This window comes from Kitasatospora sp. NBC_00240 (assembly GCF_026342405.1).
Lineage (GTDB): Bacteria > Actinomycetota > Actinomycetes > Streptomycetales > Streptomycetaceae > Kitasatospora.
Genome location: NZ_JAPEMU010000001.1, coordinates 8,012,343 through 8,030,005 on the forward strand (window position 1 = coordinate 8,012,343; position 17,663 = coordinate 8,030,005).

12 protein-coding genes and 3 pseudogenes are annotated in these 17,663 nt (G+C 74.0%); 8 read left to right on the forward strand and 7 right to left on the reverse strand.

All coding sequences use genetic code 11. From position 1 onward, the window contains the following. Positions 1-56: 56 nt before the first annotated feature. From OG689_RS34400 to OG689_RS34410, 3 genes are all read right to left on the reverse strand, one after another. Positions 57-3,173, reverse strand: a complete 3,117-nt coding sequence (locus OG689_RS34400; protein WP_323189392.1) for a BTAD domain-containing putative transcriptional regulator — start codon at positions 3,171-3,173, stop codon at positions 57-59. 51 nt (positions 3,174-3,224) lie between these two features. Continuing rightward, positions 3,225-3,500 (reverse strand): hypothetical protein, encoded by a 276-nt coding sequence (locus tag OG689_RS34405; protein ID WP_266324876.1) that lies wholly within the window; start codon positions 3,498-3,500, stop codon positions 3,225-3,227. A gap of 132 nt (positions 3,501-3,632) precedes the next feature. Further along, positions 3,633-5,045, reverse strand: coding sequence for a BTAD domain-containing putative transcriptional regulator (locus OG689_RS34410; RefSeq protein WP_266324878.1), 1,413 nt, complete (start codon positions 5,043-5,045; stop codon positions 3,633-3,635). 264 nt (positions 5,046-5,309) lie between these two features. On the opposite strand from OG689_RS34410, the pseudogene OG689_RS34415 reads away from it, so the two are divergent. After that, a pseudogene (locus tag OG689_RS34415) lies at positions 5,310-5,447 on the forward strand (family 1 glycosylhydrolase); the annotation flags it as partial. Between the two features lie 502 nt (positions 5,448-5,949). Here the strand turns inward: OG689_RS34415 and OG689_RS34420 are convergent. Together OG689_RS34420 and OG689_RS34425 are read right to left on the reverse strand one after the other, a co-directional pair. Next, a complete protein-coding gene (locus OG689_RS34420) occupies positions 5,950-6,522 on the reverse strand; it encodes a hypothetical protein (protein ID WP_323189350.1) in 573 nt (190 codons plus the stop codon). A 773-nt stretch (positions 6,523-7,295) separates the two neighbouring features. Next, a pseudogene (locus tag OG689_RS34425) lies at positions 7,296-7,652 on the reverse strand (NAD(P)(+) transhydrogenase (Re/Si-specific) subunit beta); the annotation flags it as partial. Here OG689_RS34425 and OG689_RS34430 point away from each other — a divergent pair. From OG689_RS34430 to OG689_RS34440, 3 genes and pseudogenes are all read left to right on the forward strand, one after another. Further along, positions 7,555-7,755: a hypothetical protein gene (locus tag OG689_RS34430; RefSeq protein ID WP_266327793.1), complete on the forward strand. Its 201-nt coding sequence runs from the start codon at positions 7,555-7,557 to the stop codon at positions 7,753-7,755. The pseudogene OG689_RS34425 and the gene OG689_RS34430 overlap by 98 nt on opposite strands. Before the next feature lie 232 nt (positions 7,756-7,987). Beyond that, positions 7,988-8,983 carry an aldo/keto reductase gene (locus OG689_RS34435; RefSeq protein ID WP_266324880.1) on the forward strand — a complete coding sequence of 332 codons (996 nt, stop codon included), beginning with the start codon at positions 7,988-7,990 and terminating at the stop codon, positions 8,981-8,983. Positions 8,984-9,192: 209 nt separating this feature from the next. Beyond that, a pseudogene (locus OG689_RS34440) lies at positions 9,193-9,312 on the forward strand (family 1 glycosylhydrolase); the annotation flags it as partial. Here the strand turns inward: OG689_RS34440 and OG689_RS34445 are convergent. Continuing rightward, the gene (locus OG689_RS34445; RefSeq protein WP_266324882.1) at positions 9,288-9,749 is read right to left on the reverse strand and encodes a hypothetical protein; all 462 of its coding nucleotides are present in this window, start codon (positions 9,747-9,749) and stop codon (positions 9,288-9,290) included. The pseudogene OG689_RS34440 and the gene OG689_RS34445 overlap by 25 nt on opposite strands. 342 nt (positions 9,750-10,091) lie before the next feature. Here OG689_RS34445 and OG689_RS34450 point away from each other — a divergent pair, with 342 nt between their 5' ends. Next, positions 10,092-11,102 carry an alpha/beta fold hydrolase gene (locus OG689_RS34450; RefSeq protein WP_266324884.1) on the forward strand — a complete coding sequence of 337 codons (1,011 nt, stop codon included), beginning with the start codon at positions 10,092-10,094 and terminating at the stop codon, positions 11,100-11,102. Positions 11,103-11,422: 320 nt separating this feature from the next. On the opposite strand, the gene OG689_RS34455 is transcribed toward OG689_RS34450, so the two are convergent. After that, positions 11,423-12,697: a helix-turn-helix domain-containing protein gene (locus OG689_RS34455; RefSeq protein ID WP_266324886.1), complete on the reverse strand. Its 1,275-nt coding sequence runs from the start codon at positions 12,695-12,697 to the stop codon at positions 11,423-11,425. A 597-nt stretch (positions 12,698-13,294) separates the two neighbouring features. On the opposite strand from OG689_RS34455, the gene OG689_RS34460 reads away from it, so the two are divergent. The 3 genes from OG689_RS34460 (at position 13,295) to OG689_RS34470 (ending at position 17,375) form a co-directional block, all read left to right on the forward strand. Continuing rightward, positions 13,295-14,638: a lipase family protein gene (locus OG689_RS34460; protein ID WP_266324888.1), complete on the forward strand. Its 1,344-nt coding sequence runs from the start codon at positions 13,295-13,297 to the stop codon at positions 14,636-14,638. Positions 14,639-15,091: 453 nt separating this feature from the next. Then, positions 15,092-16,078, forward strand: a complete 987-nt coding sequence (locus tag OG689_RS34465; RefSeq protein WP_266324890.1) for an NAD-dependent epimerase/dehydratase family protein — start codon at positions 15,092-15,094, stop codon at positions 16,076-16,078. Positions 16,079-16,355: 277 nt separating this feature from the next. Further along, positions 16,356-17,375, forward strand: a complete 1,020-nt coding sequence (locus OG689_RS34470; protein WP_266324892.1) for an LLM class flavin-dependent oxidoreductase — start codon at positions 16,356-16,358, stop codon at positions 17,373-17,375. Positions 17,376-17,663: the final 288 nt, after the last annotated feature.

Here is a 17,663-nt window from a genome sequence, read left to right on the forward strand (position 1 = left end):
GTATTCCCATCCCTGCTGGCCCGGTCCGGTTGACCGGGCCACGACATAAGGCTCGGTCACGGCGATGGACATTCGATGAGCACGCCGAGCAGCCGCTCGGTCTCGGCCGCGTCGGCGTCGAGGCCCAGCCGCCGGAAGTGCTCGTGCGCCTGTCCGAGGCAGGCCCCGGCCCGGCTGCGGTGGCCCAGGTCGGCGAGGGCCTGGCCGAGAGTGCGCAGCACGGTGCCTTCCAGCATTCCGCCGACGCAGCGGGCCTGCGGAAGTGCCTCCTCGGCGGCCCGGACGGCGGCCGTCGGCCGCCCGGCCGTGAGGTGGATCCGGGCGATCAGGCCGCCGGTCGCGGCCTGGAAGGCGGGCATGCCGAAGGAACGGAACCGGGCCAGGGCGCTCTCCGCCCGTTCCAGGGCCCGCGCGAGGTCGCCGCAGAGGTGGAGGATCCGGGCCAGGTAGTAGCTTCCGACGGACGAGGAGATGGACACCTCACCACCGGTCAGCTCGGCACACCGCTCGCCGGCCGCGCGGGCCCGGGTGAGGTGGCCGCACCTGGCGTGGTTGTAGCCGAGCTCACCGAGTGCGAGGCCCTCGGCGGTCTCGTCGTCGAGCTGGTGGAACAGCGACGACGCCCCTTCGAGCGGACCGATCGCCGCCTCGAAGTCGCTCAGCGCCCGCGCGTTCGCCCCCAGCAGCTGGAGGACGTTGGCGCGCAGCCGGCGCAGCGCCGCCCCCACGCACAGGGGCAGGCAGCGGCGGAGCTCCTCGCCCGCCGCCGCGTAGGAGCCGGCGTGCCAGAGCATGCTGCCGCGGACCGAGCGGGCGAGCGCCTCGGCGTCCCGTTCGCCGCGGGCCGGCGCCGCTTCGGCGACCCGGGCCGCCAGGTCGCCGACCGTGGTCACGTAGTCGCGCCCGAACAGGATCGAGCCCATCTTGTCCGTCAGGTCGGCGGCCTGGGCGAGCGGCAGGGCCGGGTCCTGGCAGGCCCGGCGGATCACGGTCCGGTGGAGTTCGGTCTGGTCGCGCAGCCAGGCGGTGGCGTCCTCCACCGTGTCGAAGGTCCTGCCGGGCGCGGCGGTCTCCGCCGTGATCAGGCTGCGGCGGGCGTGCTCGACGCGGTGCGCGGTCGCCTCGGCGTTGCGGGCGGTGGCGAGGCAGAAGGCGAGCAGCCGGGCGTACGCGGCCGAGACCTCGGCCGGGGTCTCCTCGCCGGCGCCGCGCCGACGGGCGAAGACCCGCAGCAGGCCGTGCAGCCGGTACCGGTCGGCGGCCGGCGAGTTCAGCAGGTTCAGGTCGGCCAGGGTCTCCAGGAGCTCGCGGGTGCGCTCCGGGGCGCGGTCGAGCAGTGCCGCGGCCGGCCCCAGGCCGAGCACGGCCGTGTCCGGGAGGGCGAGCAGTCGCAGGGCACGAGCCTGTTCGCCGTCGAGCCGGGCGTAGGACAGGGCCAGGACGGGCTCCACCGCCGCATGGTGGTAGGCGAGTTCGGCGAGTCGGGTCTGCTCGTCGGCCAGGGCGCGGGCCAGGCCGGCCAGGGACTGCGCAGGGTCGGCGGCCAGCCGGGAGCCGGCCACCCGTACGGCCAACGGCAGCAGGCCGCAGGCCGTGACGATCGCGGTGGCGGCCTCGGGCTCGGCCTCGGTCCGGGCGCGGCCGGCGGCGATGGCGAGCAGGTCCAGCGCCTCGGCCGGCCGCATCGCGTCGAGGTGGAGGTGGTGGGCGCCCGGGAGGCCGGTCAGCCAGACGCGGCTGGTGACCAGGACGGCGCAGGTCCGGGCGCCGGGCAGCAGCGGGGCGATCTGCTCGGCGGAGGCCGCGTCGTCGAGCAGCACCAGCAGGCGGCGGCCGGCCACGGTGGTGCGGTAGAGCGCGGCGCGCTCGGCCGGGTCCGCCGGGATCTCCCGGTCCGCGACGCCGAGGGAGGCCAGCAGCAGGCCGAGTGCCTCGACCGGGTCGAGCGGGTCGGCCCGGGTGCCGCGCAGGTCCAGGTGCAGTCGGCCGTCGGGAAACCACGCGCGCAGGGCGTGGGCGACGTGCACGGCCAGACCGGTCTTTCCGGAACCGCCGATTCCGTTGATCGCCGAGATGACCACGGCGCCCGGGTGGGGCCGGGTGAGCACGGTGGCCAGCTCTGCGACGGCGCTCTGCCGGCCGGTGAAGTCAGCCAGGGGAGTGGGAAGTTGCTCCGGCACCGGCGTGCCGCCGGGGTCCGCCCCCCGGTCCGGAACCGGCCGGCCGTGAGCAGCGGCCGACCGGCCCACGGGGCGGGTCGCCGTGCCGAGGGCGGGGTCGGCGCGCCGAATCCGCGTGTGCAGCGTGTCGAGCTCCGGGCAGTCCAGCCCCTCGGCGCGGTAGTCGCGCCGGGCATCGGCGTACACGGCCAGCGCCTCGGCCGGGCGGTCCGCCAGGTGGTACTCCAGCATCAGCAGGGCGCGGAACCGCTCGCGGAACGGGTGGGCGAACACGGCCTGGTCGAGTTCGACCAGGCAGGACGGGTTGTCCCCCAGATCGACGTCGAGGGCGAGCTTCGCCTCCAGTGCCGCCACCCGGCGTTCGGCCAGGTGGCGGCGCAGCTCGACGGCATGGGCACCGGGCAGTCCGGCCAGCGGCTCGCCCTCGTGCAGGGCCAGCGCCGAGGTCAACAGGTCGCGGGCCCGAGGCCGGTCGGCGGCGGGGTCCTCCGCCTGCGCGACGAGGCGGTCGAAGACGACGGAGTCCAGCGACTCGGCGGGGACGTCGAGGCGGTAGCCGCCGTCGACGGTGACCAGGAGGTGTTCGGCGCGGTGGTCGCGCAGCGCGCGACGCAGCCGGTAGGCGTGAGTGGCCAGGACGGACCTGGGTCGGCTCGGCGGGTTGTCCTCGTCGAAGACGCCCTCGGCGAGGCGGGCGGCGGTCAGCGGCCGGCCCGGGTGGGCGAGCAGCATGGCGAGAAAGGCCTGCTGCTGGCTGCGGCCCAGGTCGAGGTGGTGGTCGCCGACCCGGGCGGTGAGCGGGCCGAGCAGGTGGAAGCGCAGCTCCGGTGTGCTGGCGGGTGTGCGTTCGGTGGCGGGTACGGGCTCGGTGGCGATGACGGCTCTCCCGGCGGCTCGTCGGGCCCCGGGGGGACGGCGCGCCGGGGCCGGTGGATGGCGGTGTCGCGTGGGGGATTCGCAGCGGGCTGGGGGCGGTGACGGCGCCGGGCGCAGGGGCTGGGGCTGGGCGCCGGGCGCTGGGGGCTGGGGCGGAGCGCGCGGGGCTCAGCGGTTCTCCGGCGCCGGCCGGACGACATGGGGGCTCTCGGTCGAGCCCGGGCCGGCGATCCCGGCGTGGAGCCGGCCGGCGGCGCGCCCGACCGCCCTGGTGCCGCGGCCGGCCGCGCCTGCCGCCCGGGTCGCGTACCGGGCGGACCGGTGGTCATCCGGAGCGTGGCGGGCGGGCAGGTGACCGTCGCCCTGCCTGATCAGGCGCGCCTCGCCGTGCTCGGCGGCGGTGCAGGCCGGTGCGCGGTTGATACAAATGACGGTCCCACTCATCAGTTCGTCCTCTTCCCATCGCGGCGATTCCGGGCGGCTTGCCCGATCGGATGGCGATCGCGGCCGCTGACGGGATTTTGTGCCGGGCCGCTTGACGGGGGATGAACGCCGGCGTTTATTCGCAGACGGATGTTATGTACGTGCGTGCGCAAGGAGGGCGGAAACCGGCCAGGCGGGACGGCCCACCAAGCGGCTGGCGGCCAGCCGCAGGGCGCGGGGCTGATGGTCGCACGCGGCGACCAGGGCCCGCGCCGCGTCCGGCTCCCGGGCGAGGCGCCCGGTGCCGAGGGTACGGGACAGCAGCTCCATCCCTTCGTCGGGCGTCATCCGGCCGACGGTGACGGTGTGTCCTCCGGGCAGCGGTCGGCCGGCGGTGACGAGCGCCGCGCTGCCGGGCTCGGCCGGCAGGAGCGGGCGGACCTGCTCGGCATCGACGGCGCCGTCGAGCAGCACCAGGACACGCCGTCCGGCGAGCAGCCGGAGGTAGAGCGCGCGCAGGTCGCCGAGGCCCGGCGGGACGGCGTGCTTCTCGACGCCCAGGGCCCGCACGAAGGCGGCCAGCACGGCGGCCGGATCCGCGCCGGGGGCCTTCCCGCCCAGGTCGGCGTGGAGCTGGCCGTCGGGATGGCCGGGGGCGAGCAGGTGCGCGGCGTGGACGGCGAGCGCGCTCTTGCCGTAGCCGGGCGGCCCGGTGACGGTGACCCACCGTGGTCCCGGCGCGGCCAGGGCGGCGTCGAGCTCCGCCAGCAAGGCCGCTCGGCCGGTGAAGTCGGCAATGTCGGGCGGTAGTTGGAACGGCCGGCGAACCGGCCGGGGAGTGGTCCGGTAGGCCCAGGGCGTCCAGCCCGCCAGGTTCGTGGCCCGGCCTCCGAGGCGTGCCGCCAGAGCCGCCGCCTCGCCGCCGGGGGCGGAGCCGGCGAGCAGGGCGAGGGCCTGCTCGGTGTGGCCGGCCCGGGCCAGCACGAGCGCGTGGGGGACGACGGTGGCCTGCTCCGGGGCGGGTTCCGCCGTGAGCGGCCGCCCGAGTTCGACGTCGAGTTCGAGCCGGGCCAGCCGGGCCTCCTCGCGGCGCCCGGCCAGCATCCGGCGGTCGTGCTCGGCGAACGGGCCCGGCACGCCGTCCAGGGCCACCGGCGCGGACCAGCGGCCGAGCGCCGCCGTGAGCAGGGCGTGGGCCCGCTCGGGCTGCCGGTTACGACGGGCGGCGGTGGCGGCGGCGAGCTCGGCGAGGAACACCGTGCGGTCGATGCCGGCCGGGTCCGCCTCCAGCCGATACGCCTTGCCGACGTGCCGCAGGACGTCGCCGCCCTCGACGGAACCGCCCTCGACGGCAAGGGCGTTGCGCAGCCGGTACATGGTGGCCGGCAGTCCCCTGGCCCGGTCCGGCGCCTCGTCCACCTCCTCGCCCCAGGCGCCGTCGATGATCTCCGCCACGGACACCGGCCGCCCGGCGTTCGCGAGCAGGACGGCGAGCACCGCGCGGTCCCGGGCCCGGTTCAGCCGCAGCTCCCGATCGCCGCGCCGCGCCCTGAGCGCTCCGAGCATGCTGAAGTACAGCTTCAGCGGGATTCTCCTTACGCGATCGAGTCGGATATTCGGTCATGCTACGGAGGCGGTACGCCTTGACAAGGGGGCCGGTCGATTTCACGCCATCGGCCGCCGAACGCGGCGATCCACCGGAAGCTGTACACGAAGTAGCCGGGTCGGTCGGTCTTCTCGACTCCGTGGTCGAACCGTCGAATCCAATAAAAGTGACGTCCTGCAGCTGCGGCCTCGTCACCATGACAGTCCGTCCGACGGGCCGAGGGGTTCCATCAGCGCTTCGGCCTCGTCCACGTCGACCGCGCGACGCAGCGGCGGACTCCGAAGGCGTCGTACGCCTGGTACCGGGACATGATTGCGGCGCGTCGGGGCCAGCACGAGAGCTGGGGGCCGGTGCCTGGATGAGCAGTATCCCTTTACCTCGCAGCCGAGTTCGCCATCGGCATCGGAGCGACCGGCAAGGGCGTCGACCGCTTGGGGAAGCAGGGATGGGCCATCCGGCAGCCGAACCCGGCCGAACCGCCGGTCCTCACTGCCGGCCCTGACCGACGACGGCACGCGGCTCGTCGACGCGGCGGAGGGAACATTCGCCGAGGGACTGGCCGAACTGGTCCTGGCACGCTCGACAGTGACTCGGCGTCGGCCGCCGCCCGGCCTTCGTGACGTCGCGCTCGCCACTCGAACGCAACCAGATCGGCACGCCCACAGGCCGTGCCGGACGCCGTACCACGGCGTGACGGTGGACGTGGTCTCCGAGGCCGTCTCGATCATGCTCTGCTCGTTCACCGGACACTTCACTCCGGTCGAGGTCACCATCTCGTTCCATGCCAGGGCTCGTCGGACAGGTCCCGCCGGGCGCGCGACGTCGGGAGTGCGCCTGCCGTGCAGGCCGGGGCCGGGAGACGGCTCACCTGCTCCACGGAACGGCTTCGCCCAGGTCCTCGAGGCGGACTTCCCGGAGGAGGCCCCAGCTGAACTCCGCGGTGCACGGGCGCGGCCGCCCGGTCGCGTCGGGAGCGGTGAAATCGAGTTCCCGTCGGGTCGGCGCACTGCCTTCATGTGGCATGGCCGGCGGGAAGGCCGCTGCGACGTCCGCGACGACGCAGCTCCACGGGGTCAGGTCCGCGAGCACCCGCGGCGTCGGCGCCGGTAACCCGGGCGCGCGGACCAGCCATTCGTTCAGCGGCGCGGCCGGTCCGCCGGCCGGTCCGAGCAGGATGTCGAAGCGCAGACCGGGCCAGAGCGGGAGTGCCCGGTGCTTGGCCGTGCAGTCGAGGTCGCCGAGGCGGCGGGGGATGACCGCCTCGGGCGGACCGAGGGCCGCCGCGTAGCGGCGGGCGCCGTACGGGAGGCGGCTCGAACGGATCAGCGCCCGCCAGCGCTTGTTCGCCTCCCACAGGTCGGAGCGGGTCGCTCCCAGCCGGCGTACGGCCTGCCCCACCGGATCCGGGTGGAAGTCGGCCGTCCGGCGGAGCAGCACCAGCTGGAACTCGGTGGTCGCGAAGTCGTTGATCGCCCTGACTGCGGGTCAGGGCCCGGCGATCGACGAATACTCGGTGTCGGGCAGCTGGCAGGCCGGGCACAGTTCGTGGCGGCCGTCCGGAGTGATCACGGTTCCCCAACTGCGGCAGTCTGCGCAGTCGCGGGCCTGATCGATGTTCGCACGAGGTGCGGGAGTATTCGGGTGGGCTCCGTGAGTCATGGGTGATGTTCCTCGGTAGAGCAGTATCACGTGGGTCGATCGTGTCGTGATGTGGAGGGAGATCGGCGTGCGGTGGGTTGCACCGGGTGGCGCCGATCCGGCTTCCCGCGGTCGGCTGGCGGACGGCGGGGGTGTCCTGGGCCTGGCCCGCGCCGGCAGGCGACGGGGGACTCCTCCCGGACCGGCACCGAACACACCGTGCCTCGGGCGGTTGCCGGGCGGAGCCAGCCGGGTCAGTCGCCCGGATCCGGTTCCGCCGGAGGGGTGGGACGTCGGCGTCCCGAATCCCAGTGTGCACGAAATCCGCAGCGAATCCCCCTCTCCCATCGCGTAACGAGAGCCCAACGGCTGCCCTGAATGCCATCTGACCTGGTCAAATGGAAAGTTCTCGGAAAACTCGGAATCCGTCGCGACAGTGCCGGCCGGACGGCCGTGAACGCCGAACGGACCGCCCGGGCGTCGTGCTCAGGCGGTCCGCTCAGGGCCGGGTGCGGGCGCTGGCCGGCCGCGGTCGGCCAGTGGACGGCGGGGGTGTCCTGGGCCCGGCCGGGGAGGGCCTGGAGGATCGCGTCCACGCTCTGTTTGGCGTCCCCGGAGAGCATGCTGCTGTTCTCGCGGAGGAACAGCGGGTTCTGCACCCCCGCGTAGCCGGACGCCATCGAGCGCTTGAAGACGATCACGTGCTCCGCCTCCCGGACCTGCAGGACCGGCATCCCGGCGATGGGGCCGGACGGATTGTCGGTGGCGGCCGGGTCGACGGTGTCGTCGGCGCCGATGACCAGGACGACGGAGGTCACGGTGAAGTCGTCGTTGATCTCGTCCATCTCCAGGACGATCTCCAGGACGATGTCCTACGGCACCTTCGCCTCGGCCAGCAGCACGTTCACGTGCCCCGGCAGGCGCCCGGAAGCGGACCACGACGCCCATCTTTGCAGCCGGTACTACTCCACCGGCGCCGTGCCGAACGACCCGCGCTCCTGGGCCGTCTGGCGCGACGACGGCACCTGCTGAAGGGGGTCCCTCGCCTCGGGGCCGCCGCTCGGGGCGAGAGGGTCCAGCGCGACAGGGGGTGAACCGGAGCGCGTCGCCGGATCGGGCGGGCTTTGGGCGGTGAGAGCCGGGTGGCGGGTGACTCCATGGGGGCGGCGATCAGGTCGTCGCTGGTGGCGAGGGCGGCGGATAGGGTCGGACACGGACGGGGTGCGCTGCCCCGTCGGCCAGAACGATCGAACGGAGCTCCGCCATGGCGACCGCAGCCGCCTCCGCCCCTGCCGTCGGACCGTCGCTCGCACGCTTCGGCCTCGGCACCGCCGCAGTCGGCCGGCCCGGCTACATCACGCTCGGTCGTGACCTCGACCTGCCGTCCGAGCGGAGCGTCGAGGCGCTGCGAGCACGCACGCACGCGCTGCTCGACGCCGCCCATGCCGCTGGGGTTCGGTACTTCGACACGGCTCGGTCGTACGGCCGGGCCGAGGAGTTCGTCGGCGGCTGGCTGGCCGCCCGGCCTGAGGCGGCGGCCGATGTGGTGGTGGGGAGCAAGTGGGGTTACACCTACACCGCCGACTGGCAGGCCTCGGGCGTGCCCGTGCACGAGGTCAAGGAGCACTCGACGGCGGTGTTCGACCGGCAGATCCGGGAGAGCCGAGCCTTGCTGGGTCCGCGGCTGGACGTCTATCTGGTGCACTCCGTCACACCGGACAGCCCGGTCTTGACCGACCGCTCGCTGCACGCGCGGCTGGCCGAGCTGGCCGCAGAGGGCGTCCGAGTGGGCCTGTCCACCAGCGGCCCGGCGCAGGGCGAGACCGTCCGGGCGGCGTTGGATGTGGAGGTGGCGGGCCGTCCGCTGTTCGAAGCCGTCCAGTCGACCTGGAACCTGCTGGAGCCGTCCGCCGGACCGGCGCTGGCCGAGGCCCGTGCGGCCGGCATGCTGGTGGTGGTGAAGGAGGGCATGGCCAACGGCCGCCTCGCTGACCGCAACGCCACCGGCCCCGACACGACGGTACTGCGCGCTCTCGCCGCCAGGACCGGCGAGTCCTGTGACGCCATCGCGTTGGCCGCGGTCGTGGCCCAGCCCTGGGCGGACATCGTGCTCTCCGGCGCGGCTACCCCGGCACAGTTGGCTTCGAACCTCGCCGCTGCACGGCTCGACCTCGTGCCAGGCGAGCTCGTCCGCCTGGCGGCGCTCGCCGAGCCCGCCGAGCTCTACTGGAGGAACCGCGCCGCGCTGCCGTGGGCGTGAGGTGGTCGTGCGTCGAAGGCCCGGGTCGCCGCCACGCGAAGGTGGCGGCCCGGCGGCGGTTCCACGGGCCCTGTTTGGTTCCAGGGCCCTGTTTACCGCCCTGGTCGTTGCTGCGAAGTTCCTGCCGGCCAGGGCCGGTCACGGGACCGAACCCTCGCAGGACGAGCAGGAGAATATGATGACAGGGTGTTCGACAGCCTGAGGGGTACCATCAGCGCTTCGGTCTCGTCCACGTCGACTTCGAGACCCAGCGGCGCACGCCGAAAGCGTCGCACGCGTGGTATCGCGAGCTGATTGCGCGTCATCACGGTCCGCGGGCGCGGCTGTAGGCAACTCGGCCCGTGGCGGCCGTGCATGGCGGCGCGCCGGGGCTCAGTGGCCGCCGTTTGCGCTGGCCGCCGGGTGGCGTACGGCCCGGCCGGAGACTGAGGGCGTCACCGGTGCGGGCGGGGTAGAAGCCGGTGGCGACGGCCAGTTCATCGGCCTGCTCGGCCTGCTCGGCCTGCGCGGCGGTCCGCGGAGCCGGGCCGGTGGCCTGGGCCCGCCGATACCGGCGGGCAGATCGACATGGCGAACACGGGCCCGGCACGTCGAGCAGGTCCGCCCTGACCTGTTCCGGGTCGCGTTCCCGGTAGCCGGCGATCTCGCGCACCACGGCGGCCGCGGCCCGATCCGCCAACTCCTCGAACGGCAAAGCGGCGAGGATGCGCTCGCGGTCGTCCTGCCCGGCCGGGTCCGGAGCTTCGGCGGCATTGTCCGAAGCCACAGTTTTTGTCCGTCCGACGCTGTGCCGATCCTCATCGCCGGGCCACCGTGCCGACGGGAGGGTGGAGACAGGTTCCGCCACAGAGGTGAGGAGACACGACGCCATGGACGAGACCCGGAACAGCTCGGCGGGAGCACGCCGACCCGGTCTGCGTAGAAACGGCGCGACCCGGAACGGCGTCGGGTCCGCCCCTGCCGGGCGGACCGGCTGAGCCCGCTCGTCCGTCCGGTCGGCCGTCCGCGACGGTCTGTGGGCCGATGGTCACCACCGACCGGGGCGGGCGCCGGTGGTGCTCGCGGCGCTGGTCGGCGCGGTCTTCCCCGGCGCCATCGATTCTCATACGTGCTGCGTACCGCCCTGGCGAGCGTGATCGTCCTGGTTCCGGCCGTGCCCAGCCCGTCCTCGGTCGGCATGATGATCACCGCCCGCCGTACCGACACGCTCATCGCCCGTGGCATCGCGCTCGCCGTGCACCACGCGTTCCGTGGTCGCCGCCGTACGGCGGTGGCCGTCCGCAGTGAGATCCGACCATGGAGGTCCGTCATGCCCAGCATCGTCACCGGCGACAAGACCACGCTGCACTACTACGACACGGGGGGCGAGGGCCGCCCGGTGGTCCTGATCGCCGGCTACGGTGCCCCGGCCGACAGCTGGGCACTGCAGTGGGCCGCGCTGCGCGCCGCGAGCCACCGGGTGATCTCGCTGGACCGCCGCTGGCACGGCCGGTCCGGTCGGCCCCCGTACGGCCACCGGATGTCCCGGCACGGCAAGGACCTGCGCGAGCTGCTCGAACAGCTCGACCTGCGGGACGCTCTCGTGGTCGGTCAGTCGATGGGCGCGAGCACGATCTGGGCGTACGCGAGCCTGTTCGGCTGCGACCGGCTGGCCGGGATCGTCACCGTCGACCAGACTCCGAAGATGGTCAACTCTGCCGACTGGAAGCTTGGTTACTACGGTTTGACGGCCGAGAACCTCGGGACGTTCCTACTCGACCCGGCGGCGATCTTCACCGGCCGCGGCCGTGCCTGGCCCGATCCGGTGGCGACCGACGCGCTGGTCCGCCGGGCGGGTGGCCGGGGCCTGACCCGCGACATCTCCCCGGACAGCTACCCGCTGCTGTTCGACCATGCCTGCCAGGACTGGCGTGACGTGGTGGCCGGCATCGACGTCCCCGCGCTGATCGTCGCCGGCGCCGAGAGCCAGTTCTGGCCCGCCGAACACGCAGCCGCCACCGCTGCGTTGAGCCCCCTCGCCCGCGCGGTGGTGGTCTCCGGCGGCGGCCATCCGACCCACATCGACCAGCCCGAGGCGGTCGCCCGGCTGATCACCGACTTCGCGGCCTCGCTCGCCTGATCGGACCCACGCCCCCACCCGTCGAGCCCGCCGGTCCGGGCCGTGGGCGACCTCCGCGGCCCGGGCCGTCCCGTATGCGGAGTGCGGGGTCGGCCACCGCCGGCACGGCTTGCCATGGCGGCGGGACACCGGGTGAACTCCGTCGACCGGCGCCGGCACGAGCAGTCCGACCGACCTGCCCCCCGGGGGGGCGGGGGGCGGATCATTCGGCACGGCAAGGACCTGGACGACCTGATCGCCGCTCTCGACCTACCGGGGGCCGGAGGCCAGGGCCTCGCGCAACGGGCCGCTCGGCTGCCGGAGTGTTCACCTGGGCGGTGTCAGTCGAGGTCGGGGCCGTCGTGCCGGGCGGTGTCACGGGCGGCCAGGGCGGCGCGCAGGGTCAGCTGGTCGGCGCCCCGGGCGGCGTCCAGGCCGGTGAGTTCGGTGGCTCTGCGCAGGCGGTAGTCGACGGTGTTGGGGTGGACCTGGAGCCGGGCGGCCGCCTGGCGGCGGTCGAGGCCGCAGGCGAGGAAGGTGCGCAGGGTGTCGAGCAGTTCGGGGCGGTGGGCCAGCGGGGTGAGCAGTGCGGCGAGTCCGACCCTGGCCGGGCTCGGGCGGCTCAGCTGGTACTCCAGCAGGACGTCGTCGAGCAGGTACAGCCCGGGTCCGCGGCCGGATGCCCGGGCCACCTCCCGTACCTCGCCGACCAGTCGGGCGGCGGCCGCGACGTCGCCCGGTGCGGCGGCGGCCGCGGCCACCAGCAGGTCGGCGCCGCACGTCCGGGTGAGGTGTTCGACCAGCAGGGAGAGCCGGTCCCGGTCCGTGCCGCCGAAGTCGGCCGGTGGCGTGTCGGAGGGGATCAGTACCAGTCCGCCGTTCCCGGACAGCACGGTCAGCGGGACGCCCGCGGTCCGGCGCTGCAGTTCGTTGCGCAGCCGCCGGAGTTTGCGGCGGGCGGCGACGGCGTGGTTCACGCCGGGCAGCAGCTCGTCGGGGTGCGGTCCCATGCTGAGGCCCAGGACCAGGTAGCAGGGCGGCAGCGGGAGGCCGGCGCGGTCGGCCGCGGTCCGCGGGTCGCCGCCCTCCAGCAGCCTGGACAGCAGTGACTGCCGGGCGACCTGCTCGTCCCCCAGCGCCGCCTGCCGTTCCTGGACGTACCCGGCCGCGACCGCGCAGCTCACCAGCCTCAGGTAGCCGAGCAGTTGCTGCTGGACCAGGAGTACGTCCGGCAGGTCGCCCGGTCCGGCGGCCGAGAGGACCTGGGCCGCGCACTCCTGCGCCCCGAAGTGGTAGGCCCCGACGACGGCTTCCAGCGGGACGCCTTCGTCCGCGCGCCGGGCCGACGATTCGCTGATTCTCGCCAGTTCGTCCGCGCCGGGCAGCTCACCGGTGCGCAGCACCGCGCTGAAGGCCCGGATGCCGCGGTCCACCGCCCGGGTGATCTCGCCGCGAAGCTGTTCGGAGGGGAGCGCGCCGTAGGCGGGGAGCTGCTCGACGAGCCGGGCCATCACCGCGGGTGCCAGGGCCGCCGCGGCGGCCCTGAGCCGTTCGTGGACGGGTATGCCGTCGAGCTGCGGTGCGGAGTCGCGTTCCGCCGCCTTGGATGCGGTCACAATCCACCTCGCGAATCTCTGTTGTACGGCCCGGGGACACGGCGCCGTACCGCCGTCATGATGGTTTCCGGGAAGTTACTTACCAGTTGGTAACACGTCCGCCGGTGGACCACCAGTGCTGCGCGGACCCCGACCGCGCCGTCCACCGGACCCGCACAGCCTCACACGCCAGCCCCCCACACGTACCGGAGGACCGCCTTGCCCGCGCGAAAGGCCGCCGCGCCCCCACCCGCCGCCGCCGTACCCGTGCGCTGACCGGCGTCGTCCGGCCGGACGGCGCGGCCGCGTCCTGCGGGCGCACACCGGCGCCGCCCTTCGCCCGGACGCGCTCGGCGACACCCTGAACACCCGGTGATCCGGCCGGCGCCGCACGAGCGCCGTGCCGTGCCCGTCCAGGGACCGGGTGTCCGACCGCCCGTCAGACCTCGGAAGGGGACGAGTCCGACGGGCGCGACCGTGGCCCGCCGCGCCACCCTGCGGCGCCTCCGCACGTACGGCCCTCCGTCCGTCCGGCAGCGCCGCCCGCGGCAGCCTGTACCTCACCAGAAGCCCAAGATCCCGAAGATCCCGGGATCCGTCCCACGAACCGGGGGAGTCATGCGCAAGACCACGTCTCGGCTGCTTGCCGTCGCCGTCACCGCCGCCTTGGCCGCAACGCCGACGGCCGCCTTCGCAAGCCCGGCCGCGGCAGCCGCACCGCCGGCCGCCGCGGTGAGCGACCCGTTCTACACCTACGACGGCAGCGCGCCGCTGGCCTCGTTCGCCCCGGGCACCGTACTGAAGACCCGGACCCTGCAGTACCACCTGCTGGGCCTGCCCACCCCGGTGAAGGCGATCCAACTGCTCTACCGCACCACCGACGCCCAGGGCCGCCCGTCCGCCAACGTCACCACCGTGGTGCGAAGCCTGACGGGCGACGGCAGCAAGGCGGTCTCGTACCAGTCGTTCTACGACTCCCTCGACCCGCAGGACAGCCCGTCCCGAGCCGTCGCCGGCGACCTCACCCTCGGCGGGCTGCTCCCGAACGTCGAGGCGCTCTTCCTAGTGCCGCTCCTGTCGCAGGGCTACAACCTCGTCATCCCGGACACCGAGGGGCAGAGCGCCGACTTCGCGGCCGGCCCGGAGTACGCGACCAACACCCTGGACTCGGTCCGCGCCGCGACCAGATCCGCGGCCACCGGCATGAACGCCGACACCGCCTTCGGCCTCATGGGCTACTCCGGCGGCGCCATCGCGACCGACTGGGCGGCCGCGCTCGCACCGGGCTACGCGCCGGACGTCAACCGCAAGCTGGTCGGCTTCACCGAGGGCGGCCTGCTCGTGGACCCGGCCCACAACCTCAAGTACGTCGACGGCTCCCTGGTGTGGAGCGGCGTCATCCCGATGGCGGTCATCGGGGTATCGCGCTCCTTCGGCATCGACCTCAAGCCCTACCTGAGCGACTACGGCCTGGCCGTGTACGAGCAGCTGGAGCACGGGTCGATCGTCGACGCCCTGGGCCACTTCCCCGGGCTGACCTGGAAGAAGATGGCGAAGCCGCAGTACGCCGATCCGAACTCGGTGCCGGCCTTCCTCGCGGCGGTGAACAGGATCAACCTCGGCTCGGCCCCCACCCCGACCGTCCCCGGTCACATCGCGCAGGGCAACGGCGGCGTGCTGGAGGGAACCTTCGGCAATCCCGCCGGGGTCGGGACCGGCGACGGGGTCATGGTCGCCGGGGACGTCCGGGCCCTTGCCCGGCAGTACTGCGCGACCGGCAACGGCCGGATCAGGTTCCAGCAGTTCGACCTGCTCAGCCACGTGGGTGTCCCCGTCGTCTGGGCGCCCGCCGCCATCGGCTGGCTGGGCGACCGGTTCGCGGGCCGCACCGCCCCCTCCGACTGCGGACGCATCCCCGCCGGGAACTCCCTCGCCCCGGAACAGCCGGCGCCGACCTCCTGATCGCGGACACGGCCGGAGCAGGTGCCCGTGCGGGAGGCCGGCCGCCGCAGGGGCGACGGCCGGACCCGTGGTCGGCTCGACCGGCCGACCACGGGTCCGGCGCCGGTAGCGGCCCGGAGCTCCGTCGAGAACCGGCGGCGCGACGTGGACCCGTCCAGGAGGGGCCCGGCCCCTCGTCGCGCCGTCGCGGTGGGCGGCTCGTCGAGGGCCGGGTGGTCGAGGGCCGGGCAGTCGGTGCAGCCCGACCCGCCGCCCACGTACCCCATGGCAGGGGAAGCCTTGTCCGAGATCAGGAGCGGCTCGCCGGGGCCCGCACCGTCGACGTCCGACGGGCCGTCAGTTGCGCTGTCCCCGCAGCAGAAATCGCTCGCCGTCCGGATTCAGCTGACGGCGATTCCGCTGATGGCGGATGGGGGTGGACCAACCGGCCCATCGCTGCGGAGAGTGGTCGGCATGCGACTTCTCATGCTCGGTGGATCCGGTTTCGTCGGACGCGCCATAGTCAACGAGGCCCTGTCCCGCGACTGGGACGTGACCCTTCTTCATCGTGGCAACCGCCGGCCGCCGGCCGGGGCCACCGTCCTCCAGGGCGACCGGACCGCCCCCGACGGACTGGCCGCGCTCGGTACCGGCGAGTGGGACCTGGTGGTGGACACCTGGTCCGCGCGGCCCTCGGCCGTACGGGACGCGGCGGACGCGCTCGCGAAGCGCGCCGGCCGCTACGTGTACGTCTCCAGCGGCTCCGTGTACGCCGACCCGGTCGACCACGGTGCCGCCGAGAACGGCGTCCTGCTGGACGGCTCGCCCGACGACGGTGACGTCCCCTATCCGCAGGCCAAGCGCGGCGGGGAGCTCGCCGTCACCGGCGCCTTCGGCGACGACCGTTCGCTGCTGCTGCGCGCCGGCCTGATCCTCGGCCCGGGCGAGGACGTGGGCCGGCTCACCTGGTGGCTGGACCGGATCGCCCGTGGCGGCCCCGTACTCGCTCCCGGTCCGCGCGACCTGCCCCTCCAGTACGTCGACACGCGTGACCTCGCGATCTGGGCGCTGGACGCCGCGGTGCGCGGGCTGTCCGGCCCGTACAACCTGGTGAGCAGGCCCGGTCACGCCACCATGGGTGAGCTGCTGGAATCGTGTGTGGCCGCGACCGGGTCGGACGCCGAGCTGCGCTGGACAGATCCCGAGCGGATCGCCGCCGCCGGAATCGCTCCGTGGACGGAGCTGCCGATCTGGGCACCCCCGGGCGAGCTGCACGAGTTCCTGTACGGCGCCGAGACGTCCAAGGCGTTCGCGGACGGGCTGCGCTGCCGGCCGGTCGCCGAGACCGTCGCCGACACCTGGGCGTGGCTGAAGGAGTTGGGGGGAGTCTCGCCGCAGCGTCCCGACCGCCCGGTCCTGGGGCTGTCCGCCGAGGCCGAGAGCGCCGCACTACGCGACTGACGGGCCCCGCCCGGGACGGGACGGCCGGGCAGGTGTTGCCTGCGCAGCGCGGGGCGGCGCAGGCCCACCGGGCCGCCGAGGAGACCCGGTGGAGCGGGGCGGCGGCCGCATCCGGTGCCGGGACGTGGCGGGAGTGTTGCCCCGGATTGCGTTTCCGTGAAGCGCTTGAGTGCCGCTGATCGGTGTGTGAGTGTGGGGGCGTCCGGTGATCGGAATCCGGACCGAGCACGTCGAACCGCGCCGCTCGACGGCGGGCCTGTCGAGGACGGAGGAACCGGTGCCGGCACATGCGCAGCCCCTTCGGAGACTGGGATTCCTGACCATCGGGCTGTTCGACCCGGCCGACCCCGGCCAGGGGCACGAGTCGACGCTCCGGATCATCGAACTCGGCGAGCAGCTGGGATTCGACAGTGCCTGGGTGCGTCACCGGCACCTGCAGTACGGGATCTCCTCGCCCGTCGCGGTGCTGGCGGCGGCCACCCAGCGCACCAGCCGTATCCACCTGGGCACCGCGGTCATCCCGCTGGGGTGGGAGAACCCGCTGCGGCTGGCCGAGGACCTGGCGACCGTCGACCTGCTGTCCGGCGGCAGGCTCAATCCGGGCATCAGCGTCGGGCGCCCCGGACAGTACGACCGGATCGCCTCCGCGCTGTACCCCGACACCGCCGAGGCCGAGGACTTCAGCTACGAGCGGGTACGGCGCCTGCTGGACTTCGTCCGGGGCAAGCCGGCCACCGACTTCAGCGGGGTCGAGGGCATCGAGGTGTACTCCGACCGGGTCCAGCCGGTCGCCCCCGGCCTGGCGGACCGGATCTGGTACGGCGGCGGGAGCCTGCGCTCGGCCCGGTGGGCGGGTGAGCAGGGACTGAGCCTGCTGACCAGCAACGTGCTGCAGGCGGAGGAGTCGGAGGACTTCGCCGAGACCCAGCGCTCGCAGATCGCCGCCTTCCGGGCCCGCCACCCCGAGGGCACGCGCGCCCGGGTCTCCCAGGGGCTGGTGGTCATCCCCACCGACGGCGCGTCGGCGCGACAGCGGGCCAAGTACCAGGAGTACGTGCGGAGCCGGACCGCGCGTACCGCCGCCCCGCAGGGGCCGGCCCGGACGATGTTCGCGCGGGACCTGGTCGGGACGTCCGCCGAGATCGCCGAACAGCTGTACGCCCACGCCGGGTTCAGGGAGGTCGACGAAGTCGTCTTCGCGCTGCCGTTCTCCTTCGACCACGAGGACTATGTGCAGATCCTGACCGACATCGCCACCGGTCTCGGGCCCGCACTCGGATGGCAGCCGGCGCTCTGAGCCGTTGTCACAGCCGTTGTCACCACGGGCAGGAGCGCCCCGGCAGAGTCCGGGGCGCTCCTGACGTGTTCCGGGGGCCGGGCACCGGCCGCTCCTGAGCGGGCGTCGGCTCGGCCCGCGAATCCGGTTCTGTGGCAACGGGGTTCTGCCCCTTCGATGCCCCTCCGATGCCCCTCCGACGCTCTGCCGACCACCCGCGTCCGGCGTCCGCCGGACGATGCGGGGCCCACCCGACCACGGGCCCGCGAGGTGCGTCCCACCATGCGGGACGGTCCGGTCTCCCTTACC